The organism is Nocardia sp. NPDC088792, assembly GCF_044750615.1.
Taxonomy (GTDB): Bacteria; Actinomycetota; Actinomycetes; order Mycobacteriales; family Mycobacteriaceae; genus Nocardia.
The window spans coordinates 1,909,503-1,927,676 of sequence record NZ_JBIVKC010000001.1; the positions used below are offsets into that span (position 1 = coordinate 1,909,503).

The 18,174-nt window shown below is 67.5% G+C and carries 17 protein-coding genes, 1 rRNA gene and 2 pseudogenes; 9 read left to right on the forward strand and 11 right to left on the reverse strand.

Going from position 1 to position 18,174, the window contains the following annotated elements:
- Nucleotides 1–8: 8 nt before the first annotated feature.
- The gene (glgP, locus tag ACIP5Y_RS09240; protein ID WP_400348991.1) at nt 9–2,576 is read right to left on the reverse strand and encodes an alpha-glucan family phosphorylase; all 2,568 of its coding nucleotides are present in this window, start codon (nt 2,574–2,576) and stop codon (nt 9–11) included.
- A gap of 71 nt (nt 2,577–2,647) precedes the next feature.
- On the opposite strand from glgP, the gene ACIP5Y_RS09245 reads away from it, so the two are divergent.
- Genes ACIP5Y_RS09245 through glgB form a run of 3 tightly spaced genes read left to right on the forward strand, consistent with a single transcriptional unit; the run spans nt 2,648 to nt 7,513 of the window.
- The gene (locus ACIP5Y_RS09245; protein WP_400348993.1) at nt 2,648–3,298 is read left to right on the forward strand and encodes a PaaI family thioesterase; all 651 of its coding nucleotides are present in this window, start codon (nt 2,648–2,650) and stop codon (nt 3,296–3,298) included.
- A 22-nt stretch (nt 3,299–3,320) separates the two neighbouring features.
- On the forward strand, nt 3,321–5,324 hold the full coding sequence (locus ACIP5Y_RS09250; protein WP_400348994.1) for a maltotransferase domain-containing protein: 2,004 nt from the start codon (nt 3,321–3,323) through the stop codon (nt 5,322–5,324).
- Nucleotides 5,324–7,513, forward strand: a complete 2,190-nt coding sequence (gene glgB, locus ACIP5Y_RS09255; RefSeq protein ID WP_400348996.1) for a 1,4-alpha-glucan branching protein GlgB — start codon at nt 5,324–5,326, stop codon at nt 7,511–7,513. Before ACIP5Y_RS09250 ends, glgB begins: the two co-directional genes overlap by 1 nt.
- On the opposite strand, the gene ACIP5Y_RS09260 is transcribed toward glgB, so the two are convergent.
- The 3 genes and pseudogenes from ACIP5Y_RS09260 to ACIP5Y_RS09270 form a co-directional block, all read right to left on the reverse strand.
- A complete protein-coding gene (locus ACIP5Y_RS09260) occupies nt 7,468–8,091 on the reverse strand; it encodes a TIGR03086 family metal-binding protein (protein ID WP_400348997.1) in 624 nt (207 codons plus the stop codon). The two genes, glgB and ACIP5Y_RS09260, sit on opposite strands and share 46 nt — an antisense overlap.
- Before the next feature lie 34 nt (nt 8,092–8,125).
- Nucleotides 8,126–8,518 carry a hypothetical protein gene (locus ACIP5Y_RS09265; RefSeq protein ID WP_400349207.1) on the reverse strand — a complete coding sequence of 131 codons (393 nt, stop codon included), beginning with the start codon at nt 8,516–8,518 and terminating at the stop codon, nt 8,126–8,128.
- A 31-nt stretch (nt 8,519–8,549) separates the two neighbouring features.
- Nucleotides 8,550–8,771 (reverse strand): annotated as a pseudogene (locus ACIP5Y_RS09270) (MFS transporter); the annotation flags it as partial.
- A gap of 62 nt (nt 8,772–8,833) precedes the next feature.
- Here ACIP5Y_RS09270 and ACIP5Y_RS09275 point away from each other — a divergent pair.
- The 4 genes and pseudogenes from ACIP5Y_RS09275 to ACIP5Y_RS09290 form a co-directional block, all read left to right on the forward strand.
- Nucleotides 8,834–8,998 (forward strand): annotated as a pseudogene (locus ACIP5Y_RS09275) (helix-turn-helix domain-containing protein); the annotation flags it as partial.
- 168 nt (nt 8,999–9,166) lie between these two features.
- The gene (locus ACIP5Y_RS09280) at nt 9,167–9,640 is read left to right on the forward strand and encodes a hypothetical protein (RefSeq protein ID WP_400348999.1); all 474 of its coding nucleotides are present in this window, start codon (nt 9,167–9,169) and stop codon (nt 9,638–9,640) included.
- A gap of 47 nt (nt 9,641–9,687) precedes the next feature.
- On the forward strand, nt 9,688–11,052 hold the full coding sequence (locus tag ACIP5Y_RS09285) for a TrpB-like pyridoxal phosphate-dependent enzyme (protein ID WP_400349000.1): 1,365 nt from the start codon (nt 9,688–9,690) through the stop codon (nt 11,050–11,052).
- Between the two features lie 120 nt (nt 11,053–11,172).
- Complete coding sequence (locus tag ACIP5Y_RS09290) at nt 11,173–11,388, forward strand: hypothetical protein (RefSeq protein ID WP_400349002.1); 216 nt, start codon at nt 11,173–11,175, stop codon at nt 11,386–11,388.
- An 86-nt stretch (nt 11,389–11,474) separates the two neighbouring features.
- On the opposite strand, the gene ACIP5Y_RS09295 is transcribed toward ACIP5Y_RS09290, so the two are convergent.
- From ACIP5Y_RS09295 to ACIP5Y_RS09305, 3 genes are all read right to left on the reverse strand, one after another.
- Nucleotides 11,475–12,329 (reverse strand): tetratricopeptide repeat protein, encoded by an 855-nt coding sequence (locus ACIP5Y_RS09295; protein ID WP_400349200.1) that lies wholly within the window; start codon nt 12,327–12,329, stop codon nt 11,475–11,477.
- 58 nt (nt 12,330–12,387) lie between these two features.
- Nucleotides 12,388–12,759: a DUF3817 domain-containing protein gene (locus ACIP5Y_RS09300; protein ID WP_400349004.1), complete on the reverse strand. Its 372-nt coding sequence runs from the start codon at nt 12,757–12,759 to the stop codon at nt 12,388–12,390.
- A gap of 346 nt (nt 12,760–13,105) precedes the next feature.
- The gene (locus ACIP5Y_RS09305; protein ID WP_400349006.1) at nt 13,106–14,287 is read right to left on the reverse strand and encodes an acetyl-CoA C-acetyltransferase; all 1,182 of its coding nucleotides are present in this window, start codon (nt 14,285–14,287) and stop codon (nt 13,106–13,108) included.
- 88 nt (nt 14,288–14,375) lie between these two features.
- On the opposite strand from ACIP5Y_RS09305, the gene mce reads away from it, so the two are divergent.
- Nucleotides 14,376–14,873, forward strand: a complete 498-nt coding sequence (mce, locus tag ACIP5Y_RS09310) for a methylmalonyl-CoA epimerase (protein ID WP_397011527.1) — start codon at nt 14,376–14,378, stop codon at nt 14,871–14,873.
- 86 nt (nt 14,874–14,959) lie between these two features.
- Entirely contained in the window at nt 14,960–15,931 is a 972-nt protein-coding gene (locus tag ACIP5Y_RS09315) for a hypothetical protein (RefSeq protein WP_400349007.1), read from the forward strand.
- A gap of 89 nt (nt 15,932–16,020) precedes the next feature.
- Here the strand turns inward: ACIP5Y_RS09315 and ACIP5Y_RS09320 are convergent, their stop codons facing one another.
- The 4 genes from ACIP5Y_RS09320 to rrf all read right to left on the reverse strand — a co-directional run bounded on the left by ACIP5Y_RS09320 (nt 16,021) and on the right by rrf (nt 18,014).
- Nucleotides 16,021–16,326 (reverse strand): ATP/GTP-binding protein, encoded by a 306-nt coding sequence (locus ACIP5Y_RS09320; protein WP_400349009.1) that lies wholly within the window; start codon nt 16,324–16,326, stop codon nt 16,021–16,023.
- Between the two features lie 10 nt (nt 16,327–16,336).
- Complete coding sequence (gene nucS, locus ACIP5Y_RS09325) at nt 16,337–17,014, reverse strand: endonuclease NucS (RefSeq protein WP_400349010.1); 678 nt, start codon at nt 17,012–17,014, stop codon at nt 16,337–16,339.
- 23 nt (nt 17,015–17,037) lie between these two features.
- Nucleotides 17,038–17,763: a rhomboid-like protein gene (locus tag ACIP5Y_RS09330; RefSeq protein WP_400349012.1), complete on the reverse strand. Its 726-nt coding sequence runs from the start codon at nt 17,761–17,763 to the stop codon at nt 17,038–17,040.
- A gap of 134 nt (nt 17,764–17,897) precedes the next feature.
- Nucleotides 17,898–18,014 (reverse strand): 5S ribosomal RNA (gene rrf / locus ACIP5Y_RS09335).
- Between the last annotated feature and the right edge of the window lie 160 nt (nt 18,015–18,174).

Below are 18,174 nucleotides of genomic sequence, written 5' to 3' on the forward strand. Positions count from 1 at the left end.
GGCGGGAGTTACGGGCTCGGGGTGGCGATCAGGCCGAGCTCCGCATCCGAGGCGAGCAGCGGGTGATGGGGCAGGATGCGGATGGTGTAGCCGACCGCGCCGGACAGCGGCACGGGGGTTTCGACGGTGAAAAGGTGTGTGCCCGAATCGGTCCCGGCATGCGTCATGGGGATGGTGTGCACGTCGGAGAGGTCGTCGCCGGGTGATACGCGGCCCAGAGCGGCCTGCACCGAGACGTCGGACGGGGCCAGGCCGCCGAGATCGATGCGGGCGCGCAGCGCCAGGGTCGCGCCGATGACCGGGGTGTCCGGCAGGCCGGAGCTGTCCACGTGCAGGACTTTCACCGCGGGCCAGGCGGATTCGATGCGGCGGCGGTATTCGGAGAGCTCGCGGGCGCCCTTGAAATCGTCCGCGGAGACGGCCGCATAGCCCGCGGCGGCCGGAGCGTAGTAGTCGACGGCGTAATCGCGAACCATCCTGGACGCCAGCACCTTCGGGCCGAGGGTGCGCAGGGTGTGGCGCACCATTTCCATCCAGCGGATGGGCAGGTCGTCGTGGTCGCGGTCGTAGAAGCGCGGCAGCACGGCGCGTTCCAGCAGTTCGTAGAGGGCCGAGGCCTCGAGGTCGTCGCGGCGGTGGTCGTCGCGGACGCCGTCGGCCGTCGGGATGGCCCAGCCGTTCTCGCCGTCGTACATCTCGTCCCACCAGCCGTCGCGGATGGAGAGATTGAGGCCGCCGTTGAGCGCGGACTTCATGCCCGAGGTGCCGCACGCCTCCAGCGGGCGCAGCGGATTGTTGAGCCAGACATCGCAACCCCAGTACAGGTAGCGGGCCATGGACATGTCGTAATCGGGCAGGAAGACGATGCGGTGCCGCACGGCCGGATCGTCGGCGAACCGCACCACCTGCTGGATGAGCGCCTTACCGCCGTCGTCGGCCGGATGCGACTTGCCCGCCACCACCAGCTGCACCGGTCGCTCCGGATCCAGCAGCAGGGCGCGCAGGCGTTCCGGATCGCGCAGCATGAGGGTGAGGCGCTTGTAGGTGGGGACGCGGCGGGCGAAGCCGACGGTCAGCACCCGCGGATCGAAGACCTCGTCGATCCAGCCGAGTTCGGCGGGCGCGGCGCCGCGCTGCAGCCACGACTTCCGCAGGCGGCGGCGCACCTCGCCGACGAGGATGCCGCGCAACGCATTCCGGGTCGACCACAGTTCACCCAGATCGGCATCGCACAGCCGCTCCCAGCCGCGCGCCTCCTCCACCAACTCGGCGCCGACGAGTTCGCGGGCCTTGTCGATCCATTCGCGTGCCGCCCAGGTGGGCGCGTGCACGCCATTGGTGACCGAGCCGATCGGCACCTCGCCGGTATCGAAGCCGGGCCACAGCGGTGCGAACATGCCGCGGCTGACCTCACCGTGCAGTTTCGACACACCATTGGCGCGCTGGGCGAGTCGCAGACCCAGGTGCGCCATATTGAACACCGACGGATCGGCCTCCCGGCCCAGCGCCAGGATGCGATCCACCGAAACACCCGGCAGCAGCAGCGATTCCCGCTCGCCGTGCGCGCCGCCGAAGTAGCGGCGCACCAGCGCGCTCGCGAAACGGTCGATGCCGGCGGGGACCGGGGTGTGCGTGGTGAACACGGTGCCCGCGCGCACCGCGGTCAGGGCGGCGTCGAAATCCATTCCCGCGGTCATGAATTCGCGGATGCGCTCGATGCCGAGGAAACCGGCGTGGCCTTCGTTCATGTGGAAGACGTCCGGATCGGGCAGGCCGTTGGCGCGGGTATAGGCGCGGACCGCGCGCACACCGCCGATACCGGCGAGGATCTCCTGCTTGATGCGGTGGTCCTGGTCGCCGCCGTACAGACGGTCGGTGACCGCGCGCAGTTCCGGATCATTGTCGGCGATATCGGAGTCCAAGAGCAGCAAGGGGATTCGCCCCACCTGGGCGATCCACACCCGGGCCCGCAGCACCCGCCCCTCGGGCATGGCCACATGGATGAGCACCGGCGACCCGCCCTCCGTGAGCAGCCGCAGCGGCTGCCCCTGCGGGTCCAGCGCCGGATAGTGCTCGGCCTGCCAGCCGTCGGCGGTCAGCGACTGCCGGAAATAGCCTGAGCGGTACAGCAATCCGACGCCGATCAGCGGCAGGCCCAAGTCGGACGCGGACTTCAGATGGTCACCGGCCAGAATGCCGAGCCCACCGGAGTAATTGGGCAGCACCTCGGTGACGCCGAACTCCATGGAGAAGTAGGCGATCCCCCGCGGCCCGGTCTGCTGCTTCTGGAACCAGCGCGGCCGCGTCAGATAATCCTTCAGATCGGCCGCCGCCGCATCCACCCGCCGCGTGTACGCCTCGTCCGCGGCCAGCTCGTCCAAGCGTTCCGCGGGCACCTCGCCCAGCATCCGCACCGGATCATGCTCGACCTCGGCCCACAACGCCGGATCCAATTCACTGAAGACGTCCTGCGTCGGACCGTCCCAGGACCAGCGCAGATTGGTCGCCAGCTCGGTCAGCGCGGACAACCGCTCGGGCAGATGGGCGCGCACGGTGAAACGACGCAGGGCTTTCACTCTGCTCATTCTGCCTTGCCAGTGAGACTCCCCGCGCGAGCATCCGGCAAGCAACCGATAACGTGTTTCATATGAGCGAGCAGCAGGTCGAGGCAGATCCGGCCCAGGAGCATCACGAGGGCGGATTTCGGCCTATCGAAACCCTCGCCCGCGACAATTCCGTCGGTGGACCGCACTACGGGGAGTTCATCGAGCAGGTGCGCACGCTCATGGACCATGTGCGGCTCGCGAATCCGAGCGATGAGCTCGCGCTCGAGGCCATCGACACGCTGAAGGCGCTGAACGCCAAGCTCGGCGCGGCGGTGGGCGCGGAATGGGATGCGCCCGCCTGGCATCGCACCGATCTGCCCGCACGCGGGAACATCACGCTGCCGCCGTTCCTGGTGGACAAGGTGTCGCGGGAGGGCGTGCACGCGCGCATCACCTTCCGCACCTTCCACCTGGGCGGTAATGGCGCGGCGCACGGCGGGCACATCGCGCTCGGCTTCGACGACCTGCTGGGCATGACCGCGGCCGTGCACACCCGGGCCGTCACCCGTACGGCCTTCCTGCACGTCGACTACCGGTCCATCACCCCGCTGAACACGGAACTGACCGTGCACGGCTGGGTGGAGAAGTGGGAGGGCCGCAAGGTGTTCGTGCGCGCCACCCTGCACGACGGCGACCGGCTGTGCGCCGAGGCGCACGGGCTGTTCCTGCTGCTGAAGCACGGCCAGCAGTAGCCGACCCGGTAAGTTCTACTTCGTGACCGGCCGCATCGCCATCGATGACACCGCCCCCGCGATACCCGGCGGTCGGCCCGCCAAAGCCGTGGCCGGGGAGGTCTTCCCGGTGCGGGCGGTGGTCTGGCGGGAGGGACACGATGCCGTCGCGGCCACGCTGGCGGTGAAGGCGCCCGGTTCCTCGCGCACCCAGCGCATCCGCATGAGCCCGGAGTATCAGCCGGACGTGTTCAATGCCGTGTTCACGCCGGGCAAGCCGGGCCTGTGGACCTACCGTATCGAAGGCTGGAGCGACCCCTTCACCACCTGGCGCAGCGCCGTCGAGGCCAAACTCGGGGTCGGGCAGAGCGCCGCCGACCTCGCCAATGATCTGGAACTCGGCGCGCGACTGCTGGATCGGGCCGCGCAAGCGGTGCCGAAGAAGCAGTGGGAAATACTGCACGCCGCCGCGACCGCCCTGCGCGGCGATACTCAGCTCCCGGCGCGCGTCGCGGCCGCGTTCAGCGCCGAGGTGAGCGAGATCCTGCGCGCGAATCCCTTGCGCGAGTTGGTGACCCACGGGCCGCAGCACTCGGTGCTGGTGGAGCGGCAGCGTGCCCTCTACGGCTCCTGGTACGAATTCTTCCCGCGCTCGACCGGCGGCTGGGATGCGGACGGGAAGCCGGTGCACGGCACCTTCGCCACCGCCGCCGCGGATCTGCCGCGCATTGCCGCCATGGGCTTCGACGTGGTGTACCTGCCGCCCGTGCATCCCATCGGACGGGTGAATCGCAAGGGGCGCAACAACTCCCTGACCGCCGGACCCGACGATGTGGGCTCGCCGTGGGCCATCGGCGCCGAGGAGGGCGGGCACGACGCCATCCTGCCCGCGCTCGGCACGGAGGCCGATTTCGCCGATTTCGTCTCCGCCGCACGGGACTTGGGCATGGAGGTGGCACTCGACCTGGCCCTGCAGTGCGCGCCCGACCATCCCTGGGTGACCGCGCACCCGGAATGGTTCAACACCCTGCCGGACGGCACCATCGCCTACGCGGAGAATCCGCCGAAGAAGTACCAGGACATCTACCCGCTCAACTTCGACAACGATCCGGACGGCTTGTACGCCGAGGTACTGCGGGTGGTCCGGCACTGGATCCGGCTGGGCGTCACCATCTTCCGCGTCGACAATCCGCACACCAAACCGGCCGACTTCTGGGAGTGGCTGATCGCACGGGTGCGCCGCGACCATCCGGACATCATCTTCCTGTCCGAGGCGTTCACCCGGCCCGCGCGACTGTACGGACTGGCGCGGCGCGGGTTCAGCCAGTCCTACACGTACTTCACCTGGCGCGTCCACAAACACGAAATCGCCGAGTTCGGAATGGAATTGGCGGCCAAGGCCGATGAAGCGCGGCCCAACCTGTTCGTGAACACCCCGGACATCCTGCACGAGAGCCTGCAACACGGCGGCCCGGGCATGTTCGCCATCCGCGCGGTACTCGCCGCCACCCTGGGCCCCACCTGGGGCGTGTACTCCGGATTCGAGCTGTACGAACATCAGGCCGCGCAACCGGGCAGCGAGGAATACCTGGACTCGGAGAAATACGAGCTGCGCCCCCGCCGCTTCGCGGAGGCCGCCGCCCGCGGTGAATCGCTGGAGCCGTGGCTGACCCGGCTCAACGAGATCCGCCGCGCGCATCCGGCGCTGCAGCAGTTGCGCTGCATCCACTTCCACCACGTCGACAACGACGCCCTGCTGGCATTCTCGAGAATGGACCCGACCACCGGCGACGCCGTCCTGGTCGTGGTGAACCTCAACCCCTTCGGCGCGGAACAGGGCATGGTGGCACTGGATCTGCCCGCCATCGGCCGGGAATGGCACGACCGGCCGGTGGTGTACGACGAGATCTCCGGCGAGGAATACCACTGGGGCCGAAGCAATTACGTGCGCCTCGACCCGGCGCACGCGGCCGCCCACATTCTCGTACTGCCCCCGGTGCCGGCCACCGCCCGCACCGAGCTCGCCTTCCGCCGGTCGTTCCACTGATGGACAGACGCGACCTCATGCTGCTCGCGGCCGGCACCCATCCGGACCCGCACACCGTGCTGGGCTCGCATCCGCATCGCGGCGGGACGGTGATCCGGGTGCTGCGCCCGCACGCGGAGACGGTGCACGCGCGCATCGGCGAGACGGATCATCCGCTCACCCATCTCGATCACGGCGTGTTCGAGGGCGTGCTGCCGTTCCCGGAACTGTGGGACTACCGCATCGTCACCTCGTATCCGGGCGGGCGCACCACGGTGGACGCCGACGGCTACCGTTTCCTGCCCACACTCGGCGAATTCGATCTGCACCTGCTCGGCGAGGGACGGCACGAACGATTGTGGGATGTGCTCGGCGCGCATCCGCGGCGGTATCGCACCCTCGACGGGGAGGTGGCGGGCACCTCGTTCGCGGTGTGGGCCCCGAATGCGCGCGGTGTGGCGGTGATCGGCGATTTCGACGGGTGGACCGGCAATACCGCGCCCATGCGGCGGCTCGGCGGGTCCGGGGTGTGGGAGCTGTTCCTGCCGGGGCTCGGGCCGGGCGCGAAGTACAAGTACCGGGTGCACGGGGCCGACGGCCGCATCGTCGACCATGCGGATCCGCTCGCCTTCGCGACCGAAATCCCGCCCGCCACCGCATCTGTCGTGGCGGAGAGCGGTTTCGAGTGGGGTGACGGGGAGTGGGTCCGGGAACGCGAGCGCCGGGATCCGACCCGTTCGCCCATGAGCATCTACGAGGTGCATCTGGGGTCGTGGCGGCCGGGCCTCGGCTACCGCGAGCTCGCCGATCAGCTCGCGGAATACGTTGGCGCCCAGGGATTCACACATATCGAACTGCTGCCGGTGGCCGAGCATCCCTTCGGCGGATCATGGGGATATCAGGTCACCTCGTACTTCGCGCCCACCGCCCGCTTCGGCTCCCCCGACGATTTCCGGGCCTTCGTGGACCGGCTGCACCGGGCGGGGATCGGCGTACTCCTGGACTGGGTGCCCGCGCATTTCCCGCGCGACGAATGGGCTCTCGCACGCTTCGACGGCACACCCCTCTACGAGCATCCGGACCCGCGTCGCGGTGAGCAACTCGACTGGGGCACCTACGTTTTCGACTTCGGCCGGCCCGAGGTACGGAACTTCCTGGTCGCCAATGCCCTGTTCTGGATCGAGGAATTCCATATCGACGGCCTGCGCGTGGACGCCGTCGCCTCCATGCTCTACCTCGACTATTCACGACCCGATTGGGAGCCGAATATCCACGGCGGCCGCGAGAATCTCGAGGCGGTGGCCTTCCTCCAGGAGATGAACGCCACCGTGCACAAGCATCACCCGGGCGTGGTGACCGTCGCCGAGGAATCCACCACCTGGCCGGGCGTCACCCGATCCACCGAGGTCGGCGGGCTCGGCTTCACCATGAAATGGAATATGGGCTGGATGCACGACACCCTCGGGTATCTGAGCCACGATCCGGTACACCGCGCCTGGCACCACAACGAGGTCACCTTCTCCCTCACCTACGCGTGGAGCGAGAACTACGTACTGCCCATCAGTCACGACGAAGTGGTGTACGGCAAAGGCACACTGTGGACCCGCATGCCCGGCGACGATTTCGCCAAGGCGAGCGGGGTACGCGCACTGCTCGCCTACATGTGGGCGCATCCCGGTAAGCAATTGCTGTTCATGGGGCAGGAATTCGGTCAATTCCGGGAGTGGAACCACGATCTCGGGCTGGACTGGCACGAGCTGGACAATCCGCTGCATCGCGGCATCGGGCGATTCGTCACCGACCTGAACCTGCTCTACCGGGCCACTCCCGCACTGTGGAGTCAGGACACCTCGCCCGGCGGGTACTCCTGGATCGACGCCGACGACCGGAACAATAATGTGCTGTCGTTCCTGCGTTACGGCGCAGGCGATTCCGTGCTGGCGTGCGTGTACAACTTCTCCGGCCGTCGGCTCGACGACTACCGCATCGGACTCCCCGAATCCGGCGCCACCGCCTGGCGGGAACTGCTCAGCTCGGACGCGATCACGTACGGCGGCAATGGGATCGGCACTCAGGGCGAGATTCCCGTGGAAGCCGTTCCATGGCACGGCCGCCCGGTCTCCCTGCGCCTGACGCTTCCGCCGCACGGCGCGGTCTGGCTGGCTCAGGCCTTCCAGTCGGGCGAACGGCCCAGCAGCCCCAGGATCTGATCGAGGGTCGATCCGTCCGTCACCTCGATGATGGGTGCGAAGGACGCGCCGGGCTGCGTGCGCATATCGCCACCCGGCACCGCCTGCGCGATCAGCAGCGCCGCCGACAGCAGTTCCTCATCGAAGCCGAGCTTCACGCCCAGGCTCGCCGCCATATCCCACGAGTGCACGACGTAGTCGACGAAGTGGAAGCTGATGCCCAGATTCGCGGGAATCACCAGGTCGGGCATGATTTCCGGCACCGGGAAGCTGCGCTCGAGCACGCCGGACTCGGCGAACGCGGTCAGCACGTGCACGGCCGCGGCCCGGTACTCGGCGATCGGATCGGCGCCGAGGGGCTTCGTCTTCCACACCGCGATATCGCCCTCGCCGCGCGAGGCGGCCGCGAAGCCGTAATGCTGAGCGATGTTGTGCTCCAGCAGATCTCGCAGCGTCCAGCCCTCACAGGGGGTCGGCCGGTCGAGGTCCGCCGGGGTGAGCTGCTCGACGATCTCGATGCTCGTCCGGACCGCCTGCGCGTCCAGCACGATGAGTTCCTGTCCCGATGCCAGCAATTCGTCATAAGATGTATATGTCATACGCTCGAGCTTATCATAAGCTCTAGCTTATTAACTAGGGTCGATCCGGAGCCAGCGCCCACCAGGTGAGGGCGGCGCCGAGCAGCGACAGCACGGCGAGCGCCAGGCCGACGCCGATTCCGAAGGGCAGCAACGGAAGTCCCAGCAGCAGCCATGAAGCGCCCGGCGCGAGCGCCACCAGCAGCACCGACCCCAGCGCAATCAGCAGCGAGGCCGCCGTCAGCACCACCCGCAAGGAGACGCGGGCGGCGAGCGCCGAGGTCAGCAAGGGCAGCACCAGGACGGGAATCGTCATGGGAGCCAGCAGAATACCGCTCGCGGTCACCGTCCGGCCGGCCGCGCCCTGCAGATAATCCGGCAGGTAGACCAGCAGAACGACGAAACCGAGTGTGACGGCGAAAGGCTGCACCGCAGCCCTGCGCGGCACGCGCCACATTCACCACGAGCATCGACGGTGCGACGCACACCAGGCCCGCCGCGGCGCCCACCACGAGGATGCCGATGAGCAGCACCCGACGGCGGCCGACCCGATCGGCCGGTGCGCCGGCCGCGAGCGGCAGTGCGGCGAAGGCGATATTGAAGGTGTTCAGCATCCACTGCCCGCTGTCCGGCGAGGCGTGCAGATTCTGGGTCAGCTGCGGAAGGGTGATCGCGCCACCGGTGACGGAGAACGGCAGCATGACACTGGCCACGGCGATCGCGAAGACCGTGAGCCGGTTCCCGCAACGAGCTCGGTGACTACCTGCGCGCCCGGCGTGCGCAGGTCGCGCCCGAGGACGTCGGTCTCCCGCGGATCCAGCGGCGCAAGGTCCGCGGCCTCCGGCGGGAGGAAGTCGCCGAACTCGTCGGCCTCAGCACCGACTACTACGTCCGGCTGGAACAGGGCCGCGCCCGCAATCCCTCGGCCGAGGTCCTGGACGCCATCGCACGGGTATTCCTGCTGGGCCCGGCCGAGCGGACCCACCTGCGCGATCTGGCCCGCAGCGAACGCCCCGGACCCGAGCAGACCGGCGGCCCGGAGCCCCTGCGAACCGCCCTGCTGCACAGCTTCTCCCACATCCGGGACATCCCGGCCATGATCATGAACGACCACAATGACGTGCTGGCCTGGAACCCGCTGGCCGCCGCAGTCATCGCGGACTTCCCGAATCTGCCACCGCGCGAACGGAATATGGCGCGCCGGATCTTCCTCGCCCCCGAGGCCCGCACCATCCACCCCGACTGGGACGAAGCGGCGCGCAGTACCGTCGGCATGCTCCGCATGGCCGTCGGCCGCACGCCCGGCGACCCTCGCCTGCTGCGCCTGATCGGCGAATTGACGGTCGGCAGCAGCGAATTCGGCCGGCTCTGGGCGACCCGGTACGTGCACGAGAAGAGCCACGGCCCGAAACGCTTCCACCACCCGGTCGTCGGTGAGATCGCACTGCGCTACGAGACCTTCCATCTCGCCGGCCCCGACGCCGTCCTGCTCGTCACCTACGCACCCGAGCCCGGCAGCCCCGCTGCGGCGGCCCTGGAGCAACTGCGGAAACAGGCACGCCACGAGTAGTCGCGGGCGTATGGTGCGGAGACCGGACCGCTAGGTGGGGAGGCGCGATGAGCGCGCAAACCAAGATCACACTGGACGAATCGGCCATACCGCGTCGCTGGTACAACGTGGTGCCGGACCTGCCGGAGCCGCCACCACCACCACTGCATCCCGGCACCGGGCAGCCGGTCGGGCCGGAGGATCTCGCCCCACTGTTCCCGATGGAGCTCATCCGGCAGGAAGTCAGCGCGGACCGGTACCTCGACATCCCCGACGAGATCATCGACGTCTACCGGCTGTGGCGGCCCACGCCGCTGTACCGGGCGCGACGGCTGGAAAAGGCGCTCGGCACACCCGCGCACATCTATTACAAGTACGAAGGCGGCTCACCCGCCGGGTCGCACAAGCCGAATACCGCTGTGCCGCAAGCCTTCTACAATGCCGCCGAGGGCACCCGGCGGCTCACCACCGAAACCGGGGCCGGGCAATGGGGTTCCGCGCTCGCCTTCGCCTGCGCGCAATACGGGATCGACTGCGAAGTGTGGATGGTGCGCGCCTCCTACGACCAGAAACCACACCGGCGCACCCTCATGCAGACCTGGGGCGCCAGCGTGCACCCGAGCCCCTCGACCCTGACCGCCGCCGGCGCGAAAATCCTTGCCGACCACCCGGATTCACCCGGCAGCCTGGGCATTGCCATCAGTGAAGCCGTGGAAATCGCCGCCGCGCACGCGGATACCCGTTACGCCCTGGGCAGCGTGCTCAATCATGTGCTGCTGCACCAGACCGTCATCGGCGAGGAAGCGCTGAACCAGTTCGCGGCCGCGGGCGAACGGATGCCCGATCTGATCGTCGGCTGTACCGGCGGCGGCTCCAACTTCGCGGGCCTGTTCCTGCCGTTCCTGCGCGAAAAGCTCGCGGGCCGGGCGAATCCCGTCATCCGCGCCGTCGAACCCGCCGCCTGCCCGTCGTTCACCCGCGGCATCTACGCCTACGACTTCGGCGATACCGCCGGTTTCACGCCGCTGCTCAAGATGCACACGCTCGGGCACGATTTCATCCCCGACCCGGTGCACGCCGGCGGACTGCGCTATCACGGCATGTCACCGCTGCTCTCGCACATCTACGAACTCGGGCTGTTCGAAGCCGTGGCCAAACAACAACGCGAATGCTTCGCCGCCGCGGTCACCTTCGCGCGCGCCGAAGGCATCCTGCCCGCCCCCGAACCCTCGCATGCCCTCGCCGCCGTCATCGAAGAAGCGAAGCGCTGCAGGGAATCCGGCGAGGAGAAAGTACTGCTGACCGCACTCTGCGGGCACGGACACTTCGACATGACCGCCTACGAGCGATATCTCGCCGGTGAGATCCCCGATTTCGAACTGCCGCAAGAGCGTATCGACAGCGCGCTGGCCGGCCTGCCCCGGTTCGGCTGACCTGCCCCCAGGATCGGTGGCCGGGAAACTATGGTCACCCGGCCCTATACCCACCGTGATAGGAACTAAACCAGCGGCGTCGCAACCGAATGGAACTATCACTGATGGGACTGAATCTGCATGAAGAAGCTGGGTACCTTCGCGCTCGTCGCCGCCGCCGCGACCGCTGTCATCGGCGCGGGCGCCGGTGCTGCCTCCGCTGACGTCGTCACCGGCGCGCAGCCGGTCGTCGCCCCCGGCGAACCGAACCCCGCGGGCCCGTCCACCGGCTCCTCGGACATCCTCACCAACCTGGTGAAGTCGCTGTCCTCCGGTAGCGGCACCACCACCAAGTAAGACCCGAAGTAAAACCGAGGGTCCCACTCGCGGGGAAGTGGGACCCTTTCGCGGTTACGGAAACCGCTACGGCACAACGAGAATCGTCAGTAGAGCGCCGCCGCCAGCTTGCGGCGGGCGGCCACCACGATCGGCTCGGCCGGATCGAACAGCTCGAACAGTTCCAGCAGATGGGTGCGGACCCGGGTGCGATCATCGCCCGCGGTGCGCTTGACCTGCGCGATGAGACGATCGAACGCGGCCTCCGGCTGCTGATTGAACATCTCCAGATCGGCGGCCGCCAGCGCGGCATCCAGATCCGACGGATCGGCATCGGCCTTGGCCTGCAACGCCGGATCCAACTCCTGTACGCGGCCGATGAACTGCACCTGCCGCAGCGCCGCCTTGGCCTCCACATTGCCGGGCTCGGCATTCAGGATCGCCTTGTACGCGGCCTCGGCGGTGTCGAAATCGCCTCGCTCCAAAGCTTCTTCGGCAGCCACGAAACGCGGATCCTCCGGCGTCTCCGGCTCGGCGTCCTCCGCCGCGCCGCCCACACCGGGGAGCTTGCCGCGCACCGCGTCCACCACGGCGGCGACCCACTGCCGCACCTGCTCCTCCGGCTGATTGCCGGTGAAGTCCGCCAGCGGCTGACCCGCGGCGACAGCGATCACGGTCGGAATGCCCTGGACGCCGAACGCCTGCGCGATGCGCATGTTCGCCTCGGCCTCGATGGCGGCCAGCTCCCAGTCACCGCCGGATTCGCCGACGAGCTTCTCCAGCAACCGCACCAGTTCGACACTGCCCGGGCTGCGCTGCGAATACAGCGCCACCACCACGGGCACCTGGGTCGAACGGCGCAGCACCTTGGTCTCGAAATCGGCCTCGGTGACGGTATATCCACCGGGCACATCTGCGGCGGCCGGCTGCTTCAGGGCGGACAGGTCCACCGCGCCGGACATGGCGGCAGCTGCGGCGGCGGAAGGGCGTCGTGCAGGTCGAGTCACGACATCCAGTCTGTCACGAAGCGGCGGCGGCCGGGGTAGCGCCTTGGCTCAGCTCGCCGAGCTGTCCGGTGCGGATCGCCCAGCGCTCGAAGAACACCGAGGAGAACGGAACCACCGACGACAGCAGCGCCAGCCCGGTGGTCCTGCCCGGCCACTCGTACTCACGCGACGCCAGCAGGCAGCTGATCGCATACGCCAGGAAGATCAGGCCGTGCAGCATGCCGAAAACCATGACCGGCCATTTGATCGGCTGATCGGCGATGCCGAGCGCATCCGCACGCTTCAGCGCCGACCCGATGAACAGCAGCACCCACGAGGGAACTTCCGCAATGCCGAAGAATCGAACGCGCTTGCCGACCGTGGACAGGTCGAAGAGGTCACCCATGGCGACCATTCTGCCGTAATACCTACGACACCTTGTAGTGGACCTGGTCACACGCGCTTGACTCAGCGCGAAGCAGGCCCGGGGGCAAGCCCCGAACCCCGAAGAATGGTGGGGCGGGGGCTAAGCCCCCGAGCCCCCTTACCGGGGCAAGCCCCGGACCCCTTTGCCTGGAGGCAGCCCCGGCTGGTCCGGAGACAGCTCGCCAACCCGTCCGGAAGCAGCTCCCCGGCCTATCTGAAGGCAGTCCTCCGCCCACAATTGGGCCCGCGCCCCTTCCCCTGGCAACACCGGACCAGGTTCGAATGGCGCGCGGGCGCATCTCTCGATGCGGCCGCGCGCCTTTCGGTCAGCTGACGCGGATGATCAGGGCGTCGCCCTGGCCGCCGCCACCGCAGAGGGCGGCCGCGCCGATGCCGCCGCCGCGCCGCTTCAGTTCGAGGGCGAGGTGGAGGAGGATGCGGGCGCCGGACATGCCGAGGGGGTGGCCGATGGCGATGGCGCCGCCGTTGACATTGACCTTCTCCGGGTCGATGCCGAGTTTGCGGGTGGAGGCGATGCCCACGGCCGCGAAGGCCTCGTTGATTTCGACCAGGTCGAGGTCTGCGGGCGAAATGCCTTCCTTCGCACAGGCTTTCAGGATGGCGTTGGCGGGCTGGTCCTGCAGCGTGGAGTCGGGGCCGGCGACGACGCCCGCGGCGCCGATCTCGGCGATCCAGGTGAGGCCCAGTTCCTCGGCCTTGGTCTTGGACATGACCACGACCGCGGCCGCGCCGTCGGAGATCTGCGAGGCCGAACCGGCGGTGATGGTGCCGTCCTTGCGGAAGGCCGGGCGTAGCTTGCCCAGCGACTCCGCGGTGGTGTCGGCGCGAATGCCCTCGTCCGCCGTGAAGAGAATCGGGTCACCCTTGCGCTGCGGGATGGCGACGGGGGTCACCTCGTCCTCGAAGACGCCGTTCTTCCAGGCGGCCGCGGCCTTCTGGTGCGAGGCGGCCGCGAAGGCGTCCTGATCCGCGCGGCTGATGTGATCGGTGTCGTTGCGCTGCTCGGTGAGGGCGCCCATGGCCTGGTCGGTGAAGATGTCGTGCAGGCCGTCGTAAGCCATATGGTCGCGCAGGGTGACATCGCCGTACTTGAAGCCCTCGCGGGACTTCTCCAGCATGTGCGGCGCGCGGGTCATGGACTCCTGACCACCGGCCACCACGATCTCGTACTCACCGGCGCGAATCAGCTGATCCGCCAACGCGATTGCATTGATACCGGACAAACACACCTTGTTCAGGGTGAGCGCCGGGACATCCATCGGAATCCCCGCGGCCGCCGCGGCCTGCCGGGCCGGGATCTGCCCCGCGCCCGCGGTGAGCACCTGACCCATGATCACGTAGTCGACCTGATCGGGGCGGACCCCGCCCTTCTCCAGGGCCGCCTTGATGGCGACGCCGCCCAGATCGGAGCCGCTGAAATCCTTCAGCGATCCGAGCAGCCGGCCCACCGGGGTGCGCGCGCCGGAGACGATGACGGTGGTTGTCACGATGAGGCCTCGCTTACGTCGTAATGTGCTGCTCCGCCAACCTTCGGAGCCCTTACCCAACGGTAACCCGCGTGTACCCGTGCCCACTATGTGGGTGTTCGCTACCTTCGTTGGTGTGAGCACCACCGAGAACACCGAATTCATCCCCGCGGAATACGTCACGGCTATCGATCATGTGGGTATCGCCGTGCCGGATCTCGATTCCGCGGTGGCCTGGTACCGAGACAATCTCGGGATGATCGAGACGCATCGCGAGATCAACGACGCGCAGGGCGTTCACGAGGCCATGCTGTCGTATGCGGCCGCGCCGGAGGGCTCTGTTGCCCTGCAGTTGCTGGCTCCGTTGACCGAAGCGTCCACGATCGCCAAGTTCATCGACCGAAACGGGCCTGGCCTGCAGCAGCTTGCCTACCGGGTCACCGATGTGGAAGCCGTCTCCGCACATCTGCGTGAACGGGGCTTGCGTTTGCTGTACGAGGCGCCCCGCCCCGGAACGGCTGGTTCCCGCATCAATTTCATCCACCCCAAGGATGCTGGCGGTGTGCTGGTCGAACTGGTCGAACCGGCGGCGAAATCTACTCACTAGTACCGGCTTCCGCGCACCTAAAGAGGCTGTAACAACATTCGCGGTCGGGTCACCATCAGTGGTCGGCAGGCTGTAGTTTGTGGGGCATGTCGTCCACTGAGCCCGATCGTAATCGCTTCGTTGCTCTGCCCTTTACCGTCGTGCGGAAGGGGTATGACCGTGATGAGGTGCGTAACTACTTCGACCGTTTCGATGCCGAGCTAAGGGTCACCGCAACCGATCGCGATGCCGCCGCTGCCCAGGCCCGCAACCTGGCAGCCCAGCTCGAGGACGCGCGAGACGAGATCGACGAGCTCCGCAAGGAGGTCGACCGGCTGTCCGTGCCGCCCACCACGGCCGAGGGCATGTCCGATCGCATCTCCCGCATGCTGCGCCTGGCCTCCGACGAGGCGTCCGAAGTGCGTGCCCAGGCTCAGGCCGAAGCGGCGGAGATGATTTCGATCGCCGAGCAGCAGGCGACCGAAATGCGTGGCAAGTACGAATCGCTGCTCTCCGAAACCAAGGAGAAGCGCGAGGCCCTCGAAATCGAATTCGAGCAGACCCTCGCCAATGCGCGTTCCGAGTCGGCCAAGATCGTCGACGCCGCCAACGCCGAGGCCGACCGCCTCACCAAGGAGTCCGAGGCCAAGCGCAAGGCCACGCAGCAGGACTTCGAGGTCACCATGGCCGAGCGCCGCACCAAGCTCACCCGCGCCATGGAAGAGCTGGAGGCCACCTCGCGCGCCGAGGCCGCCCAGCGCATCAAGGACGCCACCGACGAGGCCAACCGCCTCATCACCTCGGCGACCCAGACCGCCGATCGAAAGATCGCGCACGCCAAGGAACTCGCCGAGGAAATGCGCGTCCTCCGCGGCCGCGTCCTGGCCCAGCTGCTCGGTATCCGCGGTCAGCTCGACTCCGTGCCGGCCATGCTCGCCGCCGTCAATCGCGAAAGCGAACTCCTCGACGGTGCCCCCGAGCAGCGCTCCCTCGGCAAAGGCGGCCGCAAGGCCATCTCCGACGCCCGTGATGACGACGAGATCGTCGACGAACGCGAAAACGCCGACATCTCAGGCTAATCCCCCCGACGGGCGACAACCCACCACCCGAAGGCCGCTTCCAGCCGGAAGCGGCCTTCCTTATGCCCCAGCCCCTTTCAGCACCGATATCAAGACCATCGGCGGGTGATGGTGCGGGTACTGCGGCCCTTCCAGCAGCCGGTATGCCAATGCCGGCGGTCGTCCTCGCCGCCGTAGGCCGCCCACGCGACTATGTGCGCCACCCCCGGCGGAATCTCGTGATCACAGCCGGGACAGCGGTACGTCTTGGTGGCCCGGGTACCCGGGACGGTACGCACGATGAACATCTCATCGCCCGGTCCGGACTCGGTGCGGCCGAAGACGTCGCCGAGGGGGCGCGGGTCCTGCTGGGACCGCGCGCCGGGGGCGTTGGGGCGGGGTTTCCGGCGGGGCATGGTATCGAGGTTAGAACAAGCGGAATTCGTCGCTCTCGGTGCCACGGAGGGCGTTGTAATCCAATGTCAGGCATCGGATTCCACGGTCGGTCGCGAGGGTCTTCGCCTGCGGCTTGATCTGCTGGGCGGCGAAGACGCCGGTCACGGGGGCCAGCAGCGGGTCACGGTTCAGCAGTTCCAGGTAGCGGGTGAGCTGTTCGACGCCGTCGATCTCACCGCGGCGCTTGATCTCCACCGCCACCGTCGAGCCGTCGGCATCACGGCAGAGGATGTCGACCGGGCCGATCGCGGTCATGTATTCGCGGCGGATGAGCGAATAACCCGCGCCGAGAGTTTCGATGTGCTCGGCCAGCAACTCCTGCAGATGCGCCTCGACACCATCTTTCACCAAGCCTGGATCCACACCCAGTTCGTGATGCGAATCCAGCTCGATGTCCTCGACCGTGATCCGCAGTTCCTCACCGGCCTTATTGGTGACAACCCACAATTTGCCGGTCCCGGAATCGGATTCACGTTCTTCCAGCCAGCACGGCGGACTCATCCAATTGAGTGGTTTGTACGAACCACCATCGGAATGGACCAGCATCGAACCGTCCGCTTTCATCATCAGCAGACGACGAGCCATAGGCAGATGGGCGGTCAGACGGCCAACGTAATCGACCTGGCATCGAGCAATCACAAGGCGCACCGGTCGAGTCTAGTGGCCGGGAATCAACCCAGAAGCATCAGGCACGCGAAAAGCGAACCCGCAGCCAGCAACCCCGCCTCGATCCGGCTCAGCGGCCGCACCGGATCGGCGTGCCGGTGAATCATCAACCGCCCGATACCGAGTCCGAGGCACAGCGCCAGGAAATGACCGACATTCGTGAACGTATGCCACAACACCACGCCACCCAGCGCCAGCGCCAGCCAGCTGCCGGCCCACACCAGGCGGCGATGCGCGGGCAGCACCGCGATCAACGCACCGACCACGGCCATCGCGCCGTAGCTGACGCCCGTATCCTCCACCGTCGTAATGCTGTTCGGCACCAGCTGCGATTCGACCGCCACCCACAGCCCCGCGGCCACCAGCGCGGTCGCGCCGATATGCCCGAGCACGAAGGTACGGACCATCCGCATCGCACCCAGCCGGTGCTCGGCCAGGGCCAGCAGGCACGCCAGCAGCGGGACGATGATCCAGACGGTGGCGGCGCCGCTGCCGATGACGAAGGCGCTCGCGAACAGCGTGCCGAAATGGCCGCGCAGCAGATTGTGCAGGTTCGTGCTGGCATGCAACACGATTCGCGTCGCACGGCTCGTGCTCACCACGGTGAGGACGATGCCCACCGTGACCACCAGGCCCACATAGCTGTACGTGGCGGGCAGCCAGAACGCCCGCAGCCGATGGCGGCGGGTGACGACCGCCGGCACAGCCGGCGCACGGGTATCGAGGACCATGCCTTCGATCATTACCCTTCTGCCCCAGTCGAAACTGGTTCTCGACTGAGAGCTTTCTGTGAGCATTCAACCCATGAATTGCCCTGAATACAGCGAAGGCCCCCAGCGTGAGCTGGGGGCCTTCGGGAAGGATGTTCCGGCGGTGTCCTACTCTCCCACACCCTGTCGAGTGCAGTACCATCGGCGCAGGTGGCCTTAGCTTCCGGGTTCGGAATGGGACCGGGCGTTTCCCCACCGCTATAGCCGCCGTAACTCTATGAAACTATCCACGCGGTGCGACAAGAACCCCTGACCGGGGTCCTCCGCAACACATGTCGTGTGTTGTTTCAGATACTGCACAGTGGACGCGTAGCTTCTTTGTTGGTAAGTCCTCGGCCTATTAGTACCAGTCACCTACATCCGTTACCGGAC

Excerpts from the sequence above, each read along its gene's own strand:
- ACIP5Y_RS09245 (WP_400348993.1), top strand. The coding sequence starts at position 2,648 with ATGAGCGAGCAGCAGGTCGAGGCAGATCCGGCCCAGGAGCATCACGAG.
- glgB (WP_400348996.1), top strand. The coding sequence starts at position 5,324 with ATGGACAGACGCGACCTCATGCTGCTCGCGGCCGGCACCCATCCGGAC.
- ACIP5Y_RS09260 (WP_400348997.1), bottom strand. The coding sequence starts at position 8,091 with ATGACATATACATCTTATGACGAATTGCTGGCATCGGGACAGGAACTC.
- ACIP5Y_RS09315 (WP_400349007.1), top strand. The coding sequence starts at position 14,960 with ATGTCGTCCACTGAGCCCGATCGTAATCGCTTCGTTGCTCTGCCCTTT.
- ACIP5Y_RS09295 (WP_400349200.1), bottom strand. The coding sequence starts at position 12,329 with ATGTCCGGCGCGGTGGACCTGTCCGCCCTGAAGCAGCCGGCCGCCGCA.
- ACIP5Y_RS09320 (WP_400349009.1), bottom strand. The coding sequence starts at position 16,326 with ATGCCCCGCCGGAAACCCCGCCCCAACGCCCCCGGCGCGCGGTCCCAG.
- ACIP5Y_RS09290 (WP_400349002.1), top strand. The coding sequence starts at position 11,173 with ATGAAGAAGCTGGGTACCTTCGCGCTCGTCGCCGCCGCCGCGACCGCT.
- ACIP5Y_RS09285 (WP_400349000.1), top strand. The coding sequence starts at position 9,688 with ATGAGCGCGCAAACCAAGATCACACTGGACGAATCGGCCATACCGCGT.
- mce (WP_397011527.1), top strand. The coding sequence starts at position 14,376 with ATGTGGGTGTTCGCTACCTTCGTTGGTGTGAGCACCACCGAGAACACC.
- ACIP5Y_RS09330 (WP_400349012.1), bottom strand. The coding sequence starts at position 17,763 with ATGGTCCTCGATACCCGTGCGCCGGCTGTGCCGGCGGTCGTCACCCGC.
- ACIP5Y_RS09280 (WP_400348999.1), top strand. The coding sequence starts at position 9,167 with ATGATCATGAACGACCACAATGACGTGCTGGCCTGGAACCCGCTGGCC.
- ACIP5Y_RS09300 (WP_400349004.1), bottom strand. The coding sequence starts at position 12,759 with ATGGGTGACCTCTTCGACCTGTCCACGGTCGGCAAGCGCGTTCGATTC.